This is a genomic window from Jatrophihabitans sp., from assembly GCF_036000465.1.
Lineage (GTDB): Bacteria > Actinomycetota > Actinomycetes > Mycobacteriales > Jatrophihabitantaceae > Jatrophihabitans.
Window position 1 is genome coordinate 24,220 of sequence record NZ_DASYFV010000016.1, and the last position, 17,095, is coordinate 41,314.

At 73.6% G+C, this 17,095-nt stretch carries 14 protein-coding genes; 5 read left to right on the plus strand and 9 right to left on the minus strand.

The window, feature by feature from the left end:
- Position 1: 1 nt before the first annotated feature.
- Positions 2-670 (minus strand): phosphoribosyltransferase, encoded by a 669-nt coding sequence (locus VGN18_RS06025; protein WP_327538750.1) that lies wholly within the window; start codon positions 668-670, stop codon positions 2-4.
- A gap of 191 nt (positions 671-861) precedes the next feature.
- On the opposite strand from VGN18_RS06025, the gene VGN18_RS06030 reads away from it, so the two are divergent.
- Positions 862-1,908 (plus strand): potassium channel family protein, encoded by a 1,047-nt coding sequence (locus VGN18_RS06030; protein WP_327538751.1) that lies wholly within the window; start codon positions 862-864, stop codon positions 1,906-1,908.
- 100 nt (positions 1,909-2,008) lie between these two features.
- Here VGN18_RS06030 and VGN18_RS06035 read toward each other — a convergent pair whose 3' ends face one another.
- From VGN18_RS06035 to VGN18_RS06055, 5 genes are all read right to left on the minus strand, one after another.
- On the minus strand, positions 2,009-2,386 hold the full coding sequence (locus tag VGN18_RS06035) for a hypothetical protein (protein ID WP_327538752.1): 378 nt from the start codon (positions 2,384-2,386) through the stop codon (positions 2,009-2,011).
- A gap of 109 nt (positions 2,387-2,495) precedes the next feature.
- Positions 2,496-5,186 carry a GNAT family N-acetyltransferase gene (locus tag VGN18_RS06040; protein ID WP_327538753.1) on the minus strand — a complete coding sequence of 897 codons (2,691 nt, stop codon included), beginning with the start codon at positions 5,184-5,186 and terminating at the stop codon, positions 2,496-2,498.
- A 106-nt stretch (positions 5,187-5,292) separates the two neighbouring features.
- A complete protein-coding gene (locus tag VGN18_RS06045; protein WP_327538754.1) occupies positions 5,293-6,285 on the minus strand; it encodes an Acg family FMN-binding oxidoreductase in 993 nt (330 codons plus the stop codon).
- Between the two features lie 142 nt (positions 6,286-6,427).
- Complete coding sequence (locus VGN18_RS06050; protein WP_327538755.1) at positions 6,428-7,873, minus strand: AAA family ATPase; 1,446 nt, start codon at positions 7,871-7,873, stop codon at positions 6,428-6,430.
- Entirely contained in the window at positions 7,870-8,298 is a 429-nt protein-coding gene (locus VGN18_RS06055) for a hypothetical protein (protein WP_327538756.1), read from the minus strand. The genes VGN18_RS06050 and VGN18_RS06055 overlap by 4 nt, the downstream gene beginning before the upstream one ends.
- Positions 8,299-8,513: 215 nt before the next feature.
- Between VGN18_RS06055 and VGN18_RS06060 the strand changes: the two genes are divergently transcribed.
- Genes VGN18_RS06060 through VGN18_RS06075 form a run of 4 tightly spaced genes read left to right on the plus strand, consistent with a single transcriptional unit; the run spans position 8,514 to position 11,827 of the window.
- Positions 8,514-9,353, plus strand: coding sequence for a CBS domain-containing protein (locus VGN18_RS06060; RefSeq protein ID WP_327538757.1), 840 nt, complete (start codon positions 8,514-8,516; stop codon positions 9,351-9,353).
- Positions 9,354-9,395: 42 nt separating this feature from the next.
- Positions 9,396-9,668, plus strand: coding sequence for a DUF1918 domain-containing protein (locus VGN18_RS06065; RefSeq protein WP_327538758.1), 273 nt, complete (start codon positions 9,396-9,398; stop codon positions 9,666-9,668).
- Positions 9,669-9,673: 5 nt separating this feature from the next.
- A complete protein-coding gene (locus tag VGN18_RS06070; RefSeq protein ID WP_327538759.1) occupies positions 9,674-10,735 on the plus strand; it encodes a zinc-dependent alcohol dehydrogenase family protein in 1,062 nt (353 codons plus the stop codon).
- A 30-nt stretch (positions 10,736-10,765) separates the two neighbouring features.
- Positions 10,766-11,827: a hypothetical protein gene (locus tag VGN18_RS06075; RefSeq protein ID WP_327538760.1), complete on the plus strand. Its 1,062-nt coding sequence runs from the start codon at positions 10,766-10,768 to the stop codon at positions 11,825-11,827.
- Here VGN18_RS06075 and mgtA read toward each other — a convergent pair.
- From mgtA to VGN18_RS06090, 3 genes are read right to left on the minus strand one after another with little or no spacing between them, the layout of a single operon-like run.
- Entirely contained in the window at positions 11,784-14,432 is a 2,649-nt protein-coding gene (gene mgtA / locus VGN18_RS06080) for a magnesium-translocating P-type ATPase (protein ID WP_327538761.1), read from the minus strand. The two genes, VGN18_RS06075 and mgtA, sit on opposite strands and share 44 nt — an antisense overlap.
- Positions 14,433-14,437: 5 nt before the next feature.
- Entirely contained in the window at positions 14,438-16,090 is a 1,653-nt protein-coding gene (locus VGN18_RS06085) for an NAD(P)-binding protein (RefSeq protein ID WP_327538762.1), read from the minus strand.
- The gene (locus tag VGN18_RS06090; RefSeq protein WP_327538763.1) at positions 16,090-17,091 is read right to left on the minus strand and encodes a thiamine pyrophosphate-dependent enzyme; all 1,002 of its coding nucleotides are present in this window, start codon (positions 17,089-17,091) and stop codon (positions 16,090-16,092) included. The genes VGN18_RS06085 and VGN18_RS06090 overlap by 1 nt, the downstream gene beginning before the upstream one ends.
- Positions 17,092-17,095: the final 4 nt, after the last annotated feature.

Below are 17,095 nucleotides of genomic sequence, written 5' to 3' on the forward strand. Positions count from 1 at the left end.
TTCAGCGGGCGCGGCCGCTCAGCGAGTGTCCGTTCCCGATCCGCCGGGCCGCGGCGTCGAGCAGTTCGATCACCTCGTCCTCGCCGACCGGCGCGAAATCGAGGTAGTGGCGCCCGACCGCGACGAAGCGCTGCGGGATCGACACGCACACGACGGCGTCGGCCTCGGTGAGCTCGCGGACGGTGAGGGCCGGCGCCACCGGCACCGCGACATCGACGCGGGCCGCGCGCAGGAGCCGGACGGCGGCACACGCCACGCGCACGCTCGAGCCCGTCGCCATGCCGTCGTCGACGATCACCGCCACCCGGCCGGCGAGGGGGACGGACCGGCGGCCGTGCCGCAACCGGGCGGCGCGGGCGTCGAGCACCGCGCGCTCGCGCCGCTCGATCCGTCCCAGCTCGGCGTCGTCGATGCCCATGCGTTCGGTGAGCTCGGTGTCGACCAGTCGCAATCCGCCCTCGGCGATCGCCCCCATCGCCAGCTCGGGCTGCGTCGGCAACCCCAGCTTGCGTACGACGACGACGTCGAGCGGCGCGTCGAGGGCCTCCGCCACGGCGGCGGCCACCGGCACCCCGCCGCAGGGCAGCCCGAGCACGACGACATCGCGACCGCGCAGGGCATCGAGCTCGCGCGCGAGCCGGTGTCCGGCGTCGAGCCGATCTGCGAACACGGGTACCTCCTCGGTGGCGGCTGCATCACGATCGGCCGACCGCACCCCGAGACGGCACGGCCGGGCAACCACTAGGGTCCGCCCGTGGACCGCCGCCGGCACAGGGACGATCGTCGCGGCGCGCCCGGCGGCGACCCGGGAAGGCACGGGACCGACGGGCCGGGCGTCCGCGCCGCCGGGCGGGTCGGGTCATGACGTTCTGGGCCCGTCCTGGGGGCGGCGGGTCGTCGCGACGGCGCCGCGACGGCTCGGAGATCGTGCGACGGCTGCAGGTGGCGGTGGCGCTGCTGTTCGCCGTCATCGTCGGCGGGTCCGTCGGCTACGTGATCCTCGGCTTCGGCGTGCTGGACGCGGTCTACCAGACCGTCACCACGGTGACGACGGTCGGCTTCCGCGAGGTCCAGCCGCTGTCATCGGTCGGCAAGGTCTTCACGATCGTGCTCGTCCTCGCTGGGGTCGGTACGGCGCTCTACACGTTCGGCGTGGCCCTCGAGGCGATCGTCGAGGGCCATCTCATGCATCACCTGGAGGCACGACGCATGGACCGGGCGATATCGCGCATGCGCGCGCACGTGATCATCTGCGGCTGGGGCCGGGTCGGTCGCGCGTGTGCCGGGCATCTCGCCGGCGCCGGGCAGGGCGTGGTCGTCGTCGACCGCGACCCGGTGCGGCTGGCCGACATCGGCCTCCCCTCCGTGCTCGGCGACATCAGCGACGACGAGGTGCTCCGCAAGGCCGGCGTCATGAACGCGCGGGCGCTGGTGGCCGCGCTCGACACCGATGCCGACAACGTCTACGTCGTGCTCTCGGCCCGGGCCCTGCGGCCCGACCTGGTGATCATCGCGCGGGCCCGCTCGGAGGAGTCGACCGCGAAGCTGCTGCGCGCCGGCGCCGATCGTGTCGTCAACCCGCAGCTCATCGGGGGGCGCCGCATGGCCGCGTTCGCGATGCAGCCGCACGTCGCCGAGTTCCTCGACGTCGTCATGCACGACGAGACGGTCGACTACGACATCGAGCAGGTCGAGATCGCGGCGGCGTCGACGCTGTGCGGACGCACCGTCGGCGAGGCCGCGATCGCCGCTCGCACCGGCGCGGCGATCCTCGCGCTGCGCGCCGGCAGCCGGGCCGACTTCCTGCCCGACCCGCGTCCGGACGTCCGGCTCGACGAGCGCACGATCCTTATCGCCGTCGGCACCCCGGCCCAGCTCGAGTCCCTGCGCGCGCTCGCGCAGGGGTGACCGGCGTGCCGAACCTGCCGTCGCCGCGGATGACGGCCGAACCGCCTGCGGCACGACGCGCCGCGGAACTGCCGCTGCGCGTCCGGTGTCGCGCCGGGCGTCATCGGCGGATCGCGTCGCCGACCTCGGAGACGACGGTGAGGACGAGGATCGCGGTGCCGGCGATGGCGCCCAGGGCGAGCGGCACGAGACCCCGGCGGTCGCCGGCGCGGGTGGCGCGGTGGCCGAAGAGCATGGCGGCGAGGCACGGGGTCAGGGCGACCACGAGTGTGGGCCCGAGCGCGACGACGACGGCCCACGTGGGCGCGTCGGCGTTCTCGGGCTGGTAGCCCAGCACGGCGTACATGATCTCGCCGACCGCGAAGGCGATGAGGAAGAAGACGGGCACGAGGGCGACCGCGGTCCAGGCCCGTCCGAGCCACGGGGTGGCACTGCGGGGCGCGGACGTGGTGGGCGGCAGCCGATGTCCGGTGGTCATGGCGCACCTCGATTCCACCCCCATGGTGCGGCAGGTGCGAGTGGGCGGATCAGGGTCGAACGGCTCGCCGGGTCCTGGAACGCGGACCCCGGTCAGCCGCCGGGCCGACTCACCGGGCGCGCGGGGCGCGCAGCTGCCGCACGAGCGGATCGGGGTGGTAGGGCGGCAGCGCGACCCGGATGCGGGCATCGACGGCGACGACCTCGTCGCCGCGGCAGACAACGGGGTTGAGGTCGAGTTCGGCGATCTGGGGGAGGTCCTCGACCAGCGCGGCGACCCGGATCACGACGTCGCGCACGGCGGTTCGCGAGGCGGCGGGAGCGCCGCGGTAGCCGTCGAGCAGCCGCGACGACCGCAGGCTCGAGATGAGGTCGTCGGCGTCGGCCTCCGAGACCGGAGCCAGGGCGAAGCGCCGGTCCCCGAGCACCTCGGTGAGCACGCCGCCGGCGCCGAGCATGACGAGCGGGCCGAACTGCGCGTCGTGGACGGCGCCGACGATCAGTTCGGTGCCGGGGGCCTGCATCGCCTGCAGCAGCAGGGTTTCCGTCGAGCCGCCGCGGATCACGTTGAGCTCGGCGACGGCCGCGCGGACGGCGGCCTCGTCGGCCAGGCCGAGTCGCACGCCACCGATGTCGCTCTTGTGCAGCCCGGCCTCGCCCAGCTTGAGGGCGACCGGATAGCCGAACTCGGACGCCGCCGCGACGGCGGAATCGGCGTCGGCGACGAGACGCTGCGGGCAGGTGGTGATGCCGTAGTGGTGCAGCAGCCGGTCGACCTGCTCGGGGGTGAGCCAGCCCGCGCCACTGGCGACGGCGACCCGGACGAGCTCGCGCGCGGCGGCGCGATCGACATCGGCCGGGCGGGCCGGGGTCCATTCCGGCCGGGCCCGCAGCCGGGCGTACTCGACGGCGACGCCGAGCGCGCTCGCGGCCGGTTCGGGGAAGGTGAAGAACGGCAGCGACCACGGGCGACCCGGCACCGGGACGGTGACCTCGGGGGCGCCCACCTCGACCGCCACGGTCGTCTTGTCGGCCGTCGCCGCGGCCGCCACCACGGCGTCCCGGATGTCGGCCGCATCGGTGACGGCGATGCCGGTGAACACGCTCAGCACCATGTCGACCGACCGCGACGCGAGCAGGATGCGCAGCACCTGGTCGACGGTCTCCGGCTGGGCCGCCGCGCCGAGGTCGATCGGGTTCTGGGTCGGCAGTCCGGCCGCGCGCAGCGCCGTCGTCGTCTCCTCGTCGAACGGTTCGACGAGGAGCCCGGCGTCGGCGGCCGCGTCGGCGGCGAGGATCTCGGGGCCGCCGGAGTTGCCGACGATCGCGAGCCGTGGCCCGACCGGCAGCGGCTGGTCGGTGAGCACCCGCGCGGCGTCGAGCAGCTGACCCATCGTGCGCAGCCGCAGCACGCCGCTGCCGCGGAACAGGGCGTCGATCGCGACCTCGGGCGAGGCGGCGGCGGCGGTGTGCGAGGCCCCGGCGCGCCGGCCGGCGTCGGTGCGGCCCGACTTCACGGCCAGGATCGGCTTGCGCCGCGAGACCCGGCGCGCGATGCGGGCGAAGCGCCGCGGGTCGCCGATGGATTCGAGGTACATGCCGATGACGCGGGTGCGCGGGTCGTCGTACCAGGACAGCAGCAGGTCGTTGCCGCCGACGTCGGCCTTGTTGCCGATCGACACGAACTGCGAGACCCCGAGGCCGAGCTGGTCGGCCGCGGTGAGCAGCGCGACGCCGAAGGCGCCCGACTGCGCGAGCAGGGCGAGGCGGCCGGGGCGGCGCGACAGCACGGCGAACGTGGCGTCGAGCCGGATGTCGGGATCGGTGTTGAGCAGGCCGATGCAGTTCGGACCGACGAGGCGCAGGCCGTAGCCGCGGGCCACGGCGAGGGCCTCGTTCTGCCGCTCGATGCCGGCCGCCCCGGCCTCGCCGAAGCCGGCTCCCAGGATGACCGCCCCGCGGCACCCGCGTTCGCCCGCGGCGCGCAGCACCGCCGGCACGTGCTCGCCCGGGATGGCGAGGACGACGAGATCGACCGGCTCGGGCAACTCCTCGACCGAGTGGACGCACGGCACGCCGAGCACCGAGCTGTGCTTCGGGTTCACCGCGTACACGGTGCCGGTGAAGCCGGCCTCGAGGATGTTGCGCAGCACCTCGTGACCGACCGAGCCGCTGCGGCGGCCCGCGCCGACGACGGCGACCGTCCGGGGCCGCAGGATCGGGTCGAGGCTCGCGACGTCCGCGGTGCGTTCGCGCTCCTCGATCGCCGCGACGACGCGATCGGCCGGTTCGAGGGAGAACTCGATGTGGGTCGAGCCCTGCTCGCTGGTCCGGCTGATCACCAGGCCGAGGTCGCGCACGACCTCGAGCATCAGGTTGTTCTCCGTCAGCACCTCGCCGACGAAGCGCTGGATGCCGACGGCGCGGGCGGCCGCGACGAGGTGTTCGAGCAGCAGCGTGCCGATGCCGGCGTGCTGTGCGTCGTCGGCGACGAGCAGCGCGAACTCGGCGGCGTGCGGATCGACCCGCTCGAAGACGCCGACGCCGAGCAGCCGCCCGCGGGAGAGCGCGCCGATGGCGTGGTGGTCACGCCCGGGGGCCGCGGCCAGTCGGGGCAGGTAGTTCTCCGCGCCGGCCCGGTTCTCGCTGAAGTAGCGGAAGTAGATCGAGCGGTCCGACGCGCGCGAGTGCAGGTCGTGCAGGAGCTCGAGGTCGGCCGGGCCGAGATCGCGCAGATGCACGATCCCGCCGTCCGAGCGCAGCGCGTCGACGTCGTCGTGATCGAGTTCGAAGGTGCTCATGTCGTCTGCTCGGGGGTCGGCGGGCGGCGGGTCATGGCGTCAACGATCGCGGAGCGTGATCGGAAGGCACAGGGACCATCGGCCTACCCTATGGTCGAACTGGTCGCTACGGCTCGAAGATGATGTCCATGGGGTGTCGGCGTTGCGTGCGCACCGTGTCGGGTGCCCGACCGACGCGCAACAGGATCTCGGGGTGCACGTCGAGGTCCAGTTCGGCCCGCAGTTCCTCGTGGGTCGCGCCCACCTCGACCACCTGGGCCAGCGGGGTGGCCCAGTAGCCCTGCCGGGTGAGCTCGAGCCACAGGTGCTCGAGCGCCTCGCCGGCGCGCAGCCACGACGGCGCGGAGTCCTGGATCGAGCACAGCAGCAGCAGGCACTGGTCGACGTCGGAGTGGCTCGACGACGGCAGCCAGCCCATGCCGCGGACGTCGAACTCGCGGATCGGCAGGGGGTCGTCGCTCGCTGCGCCGGTACCCGCGTACGGGACGCTCGCGGCCTGGACGCCGTCGCGCCGGCGCGGGTCGTCCGTCGTCCAGGCCCGCAGTTCGTCGCGGTAGGCGGGGTCGGCGTGCTCGATCTGGTCGGCGAGCTTGCTCAGCCGGGCCGTCGCCAGCCGGTGCTCGACCGACGTGATCGGGACGAGGATCGCGCCCTCGGCGCGGGCGGCCTGCACGAGGTCACCGACGACCGACGGCGGGACGGGTTCGGGCGCGAACGCGCGACGGTTCGTGCGGCGCTGGTCGATCGCGAGGTCGAGGGCGGCGATGGCCTGCCAGCCGCGGGCGTCGCCGACGGTCAGCCGGGCCACGAGCTCCGGATGCGCCGGGTCGGGGTAGCGCTCGACGACCGGCTCGTAGCCGGCGGCGGCGATGGCCACCCGCGCATTGAACAGCGCGCAGCCGCAGCTCATGATCAGCTGCCGGCCCCTCGGGTCGAGCACCGAGAGCTGTCGGCCGAGGTCGGCCCGGATCTCGAGGGAGTTCTTGCCGAGCGTGAACGTCCACGGCTGGGTGTTGTGCACCGACGGCGCGCGCATCGCCCGCAGCGCCGCCCGACGCAGGATGGTGGCGATCGCCGAGGTCGCCGCAGTGGTCGTCATCGTGGGCTCCGTCGGTTCGGGGGAAGGAAGTACGGGCGGGCATCATGTCGGGCATCGTGTCGCGCGACCCGGACGAAGCGTGCGCCGTGCCGGACATCGCCTCCCAGGGCCCAACGGCCCGCGGCGCCCGGGATGCCCGTGATCATCCGGCGCGCTCCTGCGCCGCGAACCAGCCGGCCGCGCCGACCGCGTCGAGCGCCGCCGACAATGACGCCTCGGGCGGGCCGGAGGTGTCGATCACGGCCGCCTCGGGCCACGGGTCCCGGTGCACGGCGAGGGCGACCGCAACCGCGGCGCCGGCCTCCGACGTGCCGGCTCCGCTGCGCTGCCGCTCGTCCGCCCGCTGGGCCGCCAGGTCGACCGGCGCGGTGCAGTGCAGTGCGATCAGCGCGCTCGACGTCGAGCTCGCGACCTCGGCGGCGGCCCGGCGCCAGGCGGTGTCGCCCCACGTCGCGTCGGCGATCACCGATTCGCCGTTCTCGAGCGCGCGCCGGGTCCGGGCGAGCACCTCGCGGTAGGTCGCGTCCTTGGCCTCGGTGCGGTACCGGTCGCCGCCCTCGACGCTCGACTCCGTCCGCACGTCGTCGGTGCTGATGACCATCGCGTCGAGGCGATCGGCCAGCGCGGCGGCGAGCGTCGACTTGCCGCTGCCCGGCGCGCCCCCCACGAGGGCCAGACGCACCTCGCCGGCCTCGAGGTGACGCAGGGCGAGCGCGGCGTAGCGCACCGCCTCGGCACCGGCTTCGCGCACGCCCTGCTCGGCGCGCAGGCACTCGACCTTGGCCCGCACGAAGGCCCGGTAGGCGATGTAGTGGTGCTGCAGCGAGCCGACCGCGGTGACGGCGTCGAACTCGGTGTACCAGCGGAGGAAGCGCTGCGCGAGATCGGTGCGGCCGAGGTGCTCGAACTCCATCGCCAGGAAGGCGACGTCGTCGATGACGTCGACGTGGCGCAGCCGGTCGTCGAACTCGAGGCAGTCGAGCACCCGCGGGCCGTCGGGCAGGCAGAAGATGTCCTGCGCGGTGAGGTCGCCGTGGCCGTCGACGGTGAGCCCGGCGGTGGCCCGGGCGGCGAGCAGCGGCCCGCGCCCGTCGACGTAACGCAGCGCGAGGCGCCGGATGCGCTCGTGCGTCGCGGCCGGCAGGACGGCGTCGCGGAAGCGCTGCGTCTCGTCGAGGTTGGCGTTCCAGCGCCGCCACAGCGCGGCGCGGCCGCCGGCCTCGGCGATCTCCGGGCCGCGGTCGGCGCGCGTGTGGAAGGCGGCCACGAGCCGGGCCACGTCGCGCACCGCGTCGTCGACGTCGGCGCCCTGCTCCACGAGCGTCGAGAGCCGGCGTTCCTCGGGCATCCGACGCATGACGAGCACCGGCTCGAGCGTCGTGCCGTCCGACGCGGCCAGCGTGGCGACGTCGAGGTAGACGTCGGGCGCGATCCGGCGGTTGAGCTCGAGCTCGCGGGCGCAGTCGCGCTGCCGGGCGGCCAGGGTGCGGAAGTCGAGGAAGCCGAGATCGACCGGCTTCTTCACCTTGTAGGCCCGGTCGCCGAGCAGGACGACGACGCTGCTGTGGGTCTCGTGCAGTCCGGTCATGACGAGCCCTCCGATCCGGTGGCGAGGACGGCCACGAGCCCGCCGACCGCGGCGAACACCAGCTCCAGCGGCTGGAAGCCGAGCCAGCCGAACTCGGCCGCCTCGAAGGCGACGAGTCCGAGGCCGGCGGCGATCGCCAGCCGGCGGGCGTGACGGTGGCCGAGGTGCAGCGCGGCGGCGGTCCCGAGGAAGCCGGCCCCGACGAGCGTGGTCAGCAGCAACCCGGGCGCGCGCCACGAGTCGAACGGCGTGCCGCGAAGCACCTGAGGGTCGGCGGCGAGCAGCGAACCGTCGGGGCGCACCGCGAGGAGCAGACCACCCACCACGGCGCCGGCCCCGGTGAGGGTCAGGACGGTCTCGAGGAGCACCTGGGCCGGCCGGTGGCGCGCGCGACGAGCCGGTCGGTGCGGGCTGACGGTCGTCATGACACTGCCCCTTCCGCGCGACTAGGGCCAGTCTCGGCCCGCGGCGACGCCGACCCGCAGGGGAGAACGACCCGGGGGGTCCGGCCGATCGGCACGGGCGGCCGCCGGAGGGACCGAGACGTTCGACCCGGTCGGTGCGGGCTCTTTGCCGGATCCGGGCGGGTCGGGGACGGACGACCCTCAGAGGTGAACCCCCTGCCCGGAAGGAGCCGGCCATGACCACCTCCAGACCGTCCGCCACGCCGTCCGAGGGCCAGCTCCGCGCCGAAGCGACGCGGTCGATGGTCGAGCACACCGGACCCACCGCCGAGCTCTACCAGTCGGCGCTCGAGCGCTACCTCAACGCCGTCTCGGCCGACGAGCCCGAGCACCCGAAGCCGGCCAACGCCTTCCCGCCCCAGACCGTCGGTGACGTGATGACCGCCGGCGTCGTGTGCGCCCACGAGGACGCCGCGTTCAAGGAGGTCGCCCGCGCGCTCGAGCGCAACCGCATCAACGGGGTGCCGGTCATCGACGCCGAGCGTCGCGTGATCGGCATGGTGACGGCGTCGGACCTGCTGGCCCGCGTCGTCTCCGACCGCCGGGCCGTGCCGGCCGGGCACCGGCTCGCGTCGCACCTCGACGCCCAGCGCAAGCGGCACGCCGGCACGGCCAAGGAACTGATGACCGCGCCCGCCATCACCGTGACGCCGACGACGACGATCGCGAAGGCCGCCCGCCTCATGGCCCGCGTCCGGGTGCGCACGCTGCCGGTCGTCGACCGGGAGAACGTGCTGCAGGGAGTGGTGACCCGGGCCGACCTGGTGCGCCTGTTCCTGCGGCCCGACGCCGACATCCGCCGCGACGTCGAGCGGGATGTGCTGCGCTCGGAGGACCACCGTCGCTCCGACGTGCACGTTACCGTCGACGAGGGCGTCGTGACCCTGCACGGGCACGTCACGCAGGAGCTGACCGCGCGCCGGCTCGTCTACGAGGCCGGCCGGATCCCCGGCGTCGTCGATGTGGTCGACGCCATGGAGTTCGACGTGCGCACCTCGATCCTGCCCCCCGCCTAGCGATCCGACCCATCCACTGATCCGATCCGAAGGAGCACCGCCGTGCACGCAACCGAAGGCGACTGGTTGATCGTGAAGAGCGCCAGTGACTCGCGACCCGAGCGCCGCGGACTGATCCGTACTGTGCAGGACGACGGCCGGCCGCCCTATGTGGTGCGCTGGACCGACAACGACCACGAGGCGCTCGTCTTCCCCGGGCCGGACGCCGTCGTTGTCAGCGCCGCCGAGCTGAAGGAGCACGACCGGGTCCGCGACGAGCGCACCGCCCGCTTCCAGGCCGAGATGCTCGCGCACCACCACGACCAGAAGGCCTGAGCGCCATGAAGGCGCTCGTGTACCACGGCCCGGACCGCCTCGACTGGGAAGAGGTCCCGGACCCGCGGATCATCGACCCCACCGACGCGATCGTAGGGGTCGACAGCGTGACCATCTGCGGCACCGACCTGCACATCCGGAAGGGCGACGTCCCGGAGGTGAGCGCAGGGCGCATCCTCGGCCACGAGGCGGTCGGCACGGTCGAGGCGGTGGGGTCGGCGGTCAGCACGGTGAAGCCGGGTGACCGCGTGCTCGTCTCGTGCATCACCGCGTGCGGGCGCTGCCGCTTCTGTCGCGAGCACCGCTACGGCCAGTGCCTCGGTGGCGGCGGCTGGATCCTCGGCCACACGATCGACGGCACCCAGGCCGAGTACGTGCGGGTGCCCTTCGCCGACACCTCGACCTACGCCGTCCCGGACCACCTCGACGACGAGGCCGTGCTCATGTTGGCCGACATCATGCCGACGGCCTACGAGGTCGGCGCGGTCAACGGCCGCATCCGCCCGGGCGACACGGTGGTCATCGTCGGGGCCGGCCCGATCGGCCTCGCCGCCGTGCTCAGCGCGAAGCTGTACAGCCCCGGACGCATCGTCGTGATCGACATCGCCGACGGCCGCCTCGACGCCGCGAAGCAGTTCGGCGCCGACCTCGTCGTCAATCCCGACTTCCAGGATCCGGTCGAGGCCGTCCGGGCCGTCACCGACGGCCTCGGCGCCGACGTCACGATCGAGGCCGTCGGCACTCCTGCGACGTTCGAGCTGTGCACGACGCTCGTCCGCCCCGGCGGTCACGTTGCCAACGTCGGGGTGCACGGCGCGCCGGCGACGCTGCACCTCGAAGACCTCTGGATCAAGGACGTCACGATCACGACCGGTCTCGTCGACACCTGGTCGACGCCGACGCTGCTCGATCTGATGAAGTCCGGCCAGGTCGACCCCCGGCCGTTCGTCACGCACCGCTTCGCCCTCGACGACGTACTGGACGCGTATCGCGTCTTCGGGGCCCCCGCCGACACCGGCGCGCTCAAGGTGGTCATGCACAACACCCGGATCCACTCCACCACCTGAGACCGGCCGGGGCTGCGCCACTATTACGGCATGAGCGACGCTGCCCCTGAGCACGGAAGGCACGAGGCGCCGGAGGTCGAGGAGCCACCACGGTCGTTCCGCGACGAGGTGCGCGACGCCGTGTCGGCGCGCACGACCGTGCTCATCCTCGGTGTGCTGCTGATCCAGCTCGGCTTCGTGCTGAGCTACGTCGGCGCGTTCCACTCGCCGAAGCCTCATCGCATCCCGGTGGCCGTCGTCGCGCCGGCCCAGCAGTCGGGTGCGCTGGTCGGGCGGATCAACGGCATCGCCGGCGCCCCGCTGCGGGCGGTCGCGGTCGGCGACGCGGCCACCGCGAGACGTCAGGTGGTCGCCGGCGACACGAGCGCGGCGCTCGTCATCGATCCCGGAGGCACGAAGGACACCGTGCTCGTCGCCTCCGGCGGCGGGACGTCGGTCGTCACCGCGGTGCAGCAGGTGCTGACGGCGGTCGAGGCGGCGCAGCACCGCACCGTCGAGCTCCAGGACATCGTGCCGCTGCAGTCGGGCGACGGCCGCGGGCTGACCGGTTTCTACCTGGTCATCGGCTGGATCGTGGGCGGCTACCTCGTCGCGGCGCTGCTCGGCGCGGCGAAGGGCGCCCGCCCGGCGAACCGGCGCCGAGCGGTGATCCGGCTGCTCGCCCTCGTGCCCTACGCGCTGCTGTCCGGCCTCGGTGGTGCGCTCGTCGTCGGTCCCGGGCTCAGTGCGCTGTGCGGGCACTTCGTCGCGCTCTGGGCGCTCGGCACGCTGGTGGTCTTCGGGGCGGCCGCGGTGACGATGGCGTTCCAGGTGATCTTCGGGGTGCTCGGCATCGGGCTGACGGTCGTCGTGTTCGTGGTGCTCGGCAACCCGTCGGCGGGCGGGGCCTACCAGCCCGCGCTGCTGCCACCGTTCTGGCGGGCGCTCAGCGGCGCGCTGCCGAACGGTGCCGCCACCGACACGGTGCGCCGCATCGCCTACTTCGGCGCCGGCGGCGTCGGCGGCCACCTGGTCGTGCTGGCCGTCTACGCGCTCGCCGGCGTGGCCGTCACGCTCGTCGCGTCGGGGCGGCGGCGCGCTCGGCCGTACTGAACCGGGCGGCCCGTCGGACGAGGTGGCGGGTGCGGCTGTACCGGCGCGGCCCGACACGGGTGACCGTGGCCGTGCGGTAGAACCACCGCTTGGCGACCTCGATGAGGCAGAGGTAGGCGACGACCATCCCGGCGAGCGCGGCGAAGAACGTCCCGGGCAGCGCGGTGAAGCCGAGCGTGTGGGCCAGGGGGGTGGCCGGCAGCACCGCGCCGACGGTGACGACGCCGAGGGCGGCCAGCGTCATGGGCAGGCTCGGATGGCTGCGGAAGAACGGCACCCGGTGGGTGCGGATCGCGAAGATCACCAGCACCTGGGTGGCCAGCGACTCGACGAACCAGCCCGAGCGGAACTCGGTGGCATGCGCGTGCAGCACGGTGATCATCAGGCCGAAGGTCAGGAAGTCGAACACCGAGCTGAGCGGCCCGAACAGCAACATGAAGCGACGGATGAAGCCGATGTCCCAGTGCGACGGTCGGTGCAGCTGCTCCTCGTCGACGTTGTCGGTCGGGATCGCGAGCTGGCTCGAGCCGTAGAGCATGTTGTTGAGCAGGATCTGGCTGGGCAGCATCGGCAGGAACGACAGGAACAGCGACGCCCCGGCGGCGGAGAACATGTTGCCGAAGTTGCTGGACGTCCCCATCAGCACGTACTTGATCGTGTTGGCGAAGATGCGCCGGCCCTCGGCGACGCCGTCGGCGAGCACGTCGAGGCTCTTCTTCAGCAGGATCACGTCGGCCGCGTCCTTCGCGACATCGGTGCCGGAGTCGACCGAGATGCCGACGTCGGCCGTGTGCAGCGCCAGCGCGTCGTTGACGCCGTCGCCGAGGAACGCGACCCCACCTCCGCCGCGCCGCTTGATGCGGACTATGCGGGCCTTGCCCTCGGGGCTGACCCGGGCGAAGACGGTGGTGGTGTCGATCGCCGCGGCGAGGGCCGCGTCGTCGAGCGCGTCCACCTCGGCACCGGTCAGTACGCCGTCGCCGGGCAGCCCGAGGTCGTGACACACCTTCGCCGCGACGGCCGCGTTGTCGCCGGTGACGACCTTCACCGCGACGCCGAGGCCGTCCAGGCGGCGCAGCGACTCGGCGGCGTCGTGCTTCGGCGGGTCGAGGAACACCAGGAAGCCGGCCAAGCGCAGGTCGTGCTCGTCGGCCGCGCTCACGTGGTCACGGTCGACCGGGCGGGTGGCGACGGCGACCACCCGGTTGCCGGCCGCGAACTCGGCCGCGAGCGCGGTGCGGGCGGCGTCGGGCACGTCGACGCAACGGTCCAGCACGGCTTCGGGCGCACCCTTGGTGACGATGCTGCGGCGGCCGTCGGCGGCGCGCACGAGCACCGACACCATCATCCGGTCGTGGTCGAACGGGACGACCCCGAGCCGGGTGGAGCCGGCCAGGTCGGCCCGCTGGTCGAGCGTGGCCGGGGAGTCCCAGAGGGCCTGGTCGAGCGGGTTGCCGCCGACCGCCTGCCCGTCGGCGGCGGCGTTCTCGGTGGCCAGCAGGCCGAGCCGTCGCACGGTGGCCGGGTCGACGTCGGGGCCGGCGGGCACGGCCCGCATGTAGTCGATGCGCCCGACCGTGAGCGTCCCGGTCTTGTCGGTGAACAGCACATCGACGTTGCCGAGGTCCTCGATGCACACGAGCCGCTTGACGAGCACCTGGCGCCGGCTCATCCGGCGCGATCCGGCGGCCAGGCTGGTCGACACGACGGCGGGCAGCAGCTGCGGGGTGATGCCGACGGCGATGGCCAGCGAGAACAGCAGGGCGTCCATGATCGGCTTGTGCAGCAGGACGTTCGTCACGAAGATCGACGTCGTCAGCGCGCCGGCGACCCAGACGAGCAGCATGGAGAACTTGCGCAGCCCCACCTGGAACTCGGTGTCGAGCTGGTGGGTGCTCAGGCCGGCCGCGATGGTGCCGAACTCGGTGCGCGGCCCGGTGGACACGACGGCGCCGGTGCCGCTGCCGGCCCGCACGATCGTGCCCATCAGGGCGCAGCCGGTGAGATCGCCCAGCGGCGTCGCGGGCGGGGTCGCCGCGGTGCCCTTGTCGACCGGCAGCGACTCGCCGGTGAGCACCGACTCGTCGCACTGCAGCCCGGTCACCGAGAACAGCCGGATGTCGGCCGGGACGATGTCGCCCAGGTGCAGGTCGACGATGTCGCCCGGCACGAGGTCGGTGACGTCGATGCGGGTGGGCCGCCCGTCGCGCTGCACCACGGTCTCGTGCCGGATCTGGTCGTGCAGTGCCTCGGCGGCCTTCTCGGCCCGGTACTCGTTGGCGAAGCCGAGGCCGACCGACAGCGCGACGATGACGCCGATGATGACCGCGTCGCTGCGCTCACCGACGAAGTAGGAGGCGAGGGCGGCGGTCAGCAGCAGCGCCAGCAGCGGCGAGCGCAGCTGGTGCCAGAGGACGGGGAGGAGGCGGGCGCGGTGCGAGGCGACCGCGTTCGGCCCCCACCACACGGCGCGGCGTCGCGCCTCGGCGCTGCTCAGCCCGCCGGCCGACACGTCCAGCGCGGCCAGGACCCCGGCGGTGCTGGTCGCGCCGGCTGCGACGATGCCGCCCATCGGTGGGGCGGGGGCCGGCGCGGTGAGGGTCATCGGGCTCAGGTCTGCTCGGGGATCATGACGATCGCGCCGGCCGGGCACTCGCTCACGCACAGGCCGCAGCCCTTGCAGTAGTCGAGGTCGATGGCATAGCCGTACGCGGAAGGATCGACCGCGCCGTGCGCACCGACGATCTTGAGGACCGCGTTGTCGGGGCAGACGCCGTAACAGTTGTCGCAGCCGAAGCAGTTTCCGCACGACAGGCAGCGCCGGGCCTCGTAGAGCGCAGTGTCGGCGTCGAGACCGCCGACGATCTCGGAGAAGTCGGTGGTGCGCCGGGCGGCGTCGAGCCGCGGGCGCACGGCGTGCGGCGCGTCGCTGTAGTACCAGGTGTTGAGCTTGTCGAAGGGCACCGGTTCGGCGGCGTCGCGCTCCGTCGCCGGTGGGGCTGAGCGGAACCAGGCGTCGATTCCCTGGGCGGCCGTGCGGCCCTGCCCGATCGCCGCGGTGACCGAGCGCTGGGCCGGTGCCACGTCGCCGCCGGCGAAGACGCCGGGTGCGCCGGTCATCTGGCCCGGTCCGACCTCGACCACGCCGTCGCGGACGGTGACGCCGGGCAGGGATGTGAGCAGCGACTGGTCGATGTCCTGGCCGAGCGCGAGCACGACGGCGTCCCCCGACAGCTCCTCGTACTCGCCGGTCGGCTGCGGGCGTCCGTCGTCGTCGAGGCGCATCTTCTCCAGAGTGAGCGTGGTGCCCTCGACCTGCGTGATCGTCGAGAGCCAGCGCATCTGCACGCCCTCGGCGAGCGCGTCCTCGACCTCGCCGGCATCGGCCGGCATCCGTTCGCGGGTGCGGCGGTAGACGACGACGGCCTCGTCGGCGCCGAGCCGCTTCGCGGTGCGGGCAGCGTCCATCGCGGTGTTCCCGCCGCCGTAGACGACGACGGTGCGGCCGAGCTGCGGGCGCTCGCCGGCGGCGGCGTCGCCGAGCACCGACAGCGCGTCCAGCACCCGGGCCGACTGACCCGCGGGTAGGTAGGCCCGCTTGCTCAGCGGGGCGCCGGTGGCGAGCAGCACCGCGTCGAACCCGCCGTCGCGCATCGCCGCGGCGACGCTGTCGACCCGGGTGTCGAGGGTGAGCGTGATGCCGAGCTCGAGCAGGCGGGCGATCTCGATGTCGAGGACGTCGCGGGGCAGGCGGAAGGTCGGGATGCCGTGGCGCATCATGCCACCGGCCTGCGCCCCGGCGTCGCGGATCTCGACGGCGTGCCCGAGGCGGCGCAGGTGGTAGGCGGCGGCGAGGCCGCACGGACCGGCGCCGATGACGAGCACGGAGCGTCCGGTGTCGACGGCGGGGGCAGGGAGCGCCCACCCCCTGTCGATGGCCTCGTCGCCGAGGAAGCGTTCGACCGAGTTGATGCCGACGGCGGTGTCGAGCTGCGCGCGGTTGCAGGCCGTCTCGCACGGGTGGTAGCAGACCCGACCCATGATCGCCGGGAACGGGTTGACCGCGACGAGGTTGCGCCAGGCGGCCTCGTAACTGCCGTCCTCGGCGGTGTAGAGCCACGACTGCACCTGCTCTCCGGCCGGGCAGGCGTGCGTGCAGGGGGCGAGGCCGTCGACGTAGACCGGGCGCTCGCTGCGCCACGTGCCGGTGTGGTTGGCCAGGCTGGAGTGCGGGTCGAGCGTGATCGCGAACGGCTTGTCCATCAGAACGTCTCCTCCGCGCCCAGCCCGTAGCGGGCGATGTTGCGGTCGGCCAGATGCTGCAGCGCCTCCAGGGTGGCGGCGTGCGAGCCGTCGCGGAAGAGGTGGGCGTAGCGCCGCTGCGGGCGCAGGTACTCCTCGACCGGCACCCGACCGCGGAGCGGCAGCACCGCGCCGAGCTCGCCGTGACGCGCCTCGTAGACCGGGAACAGCCCGCTGCGTTGGGCCAGCCGGGCGAGCGCGATGGTGTCAGACGGCGCCGAGCCCCAGCCGAGCGGGCAGGGCACGAGCACGTGCAGGTAGCGCGCCCCCCGCAGTGACATCGCGGTGCGCACCTTCGCCTCGAGGTCGCGCAGGTCGGCCACGGTGGCGGTGGCGACGTAGGGGATCTCGTGGGCCATCGCGATGCGCGGCAGGTCCTTACCGGTGCCGAACGGGTTGCCGGGCTGGACGCCGACGGCCTCGGTCGTCGCGGTGCGGGCGGCCGGCGGGGTCGCGCCCGAGCGCTGCACGCCGGTGTTCATGTAGGCCTCGTTGTCGTAGCAGACGTAGAGGACGTCGTCGTTGCGCTCGAACATGCCCGACAGGCAGGCGAGACCGATGTCGACCGTCCCGCCGTCACCGCCCTGGGCCAGCACCCGGGTCCCGGTGTCCCCGCGGGCCTCGAGCGCGGCGGCGACTCCGGTGGCGACCGATGCGGCGTTCGCGAAGAGCGAGTGCAGCCACGGCACCTGCCACGAGCTCTCCGGGTAGGGCGTGGAGAAGACCTCGAGGCAACCGGTGGCGTTGACGCTCACCAGCCGCCCCTTCGCCTCGGTGTAGGCGGTGTCGAGCACGTAGCGCGCGGCCAGCGCCTCGCCGCACCCCTGGCAGGCGCGGTGGCCCGACGTCAGTGCGTTGTGCCGTTGCGGGTCGGCCTGCTCGCTGCGCTGGTCGAGGGGCAGCAGCCGGTTGCCGACGGCGCGGCTGCCCACCTGGTAGAACTTCACGTCCGGTGCGGTCATCGGG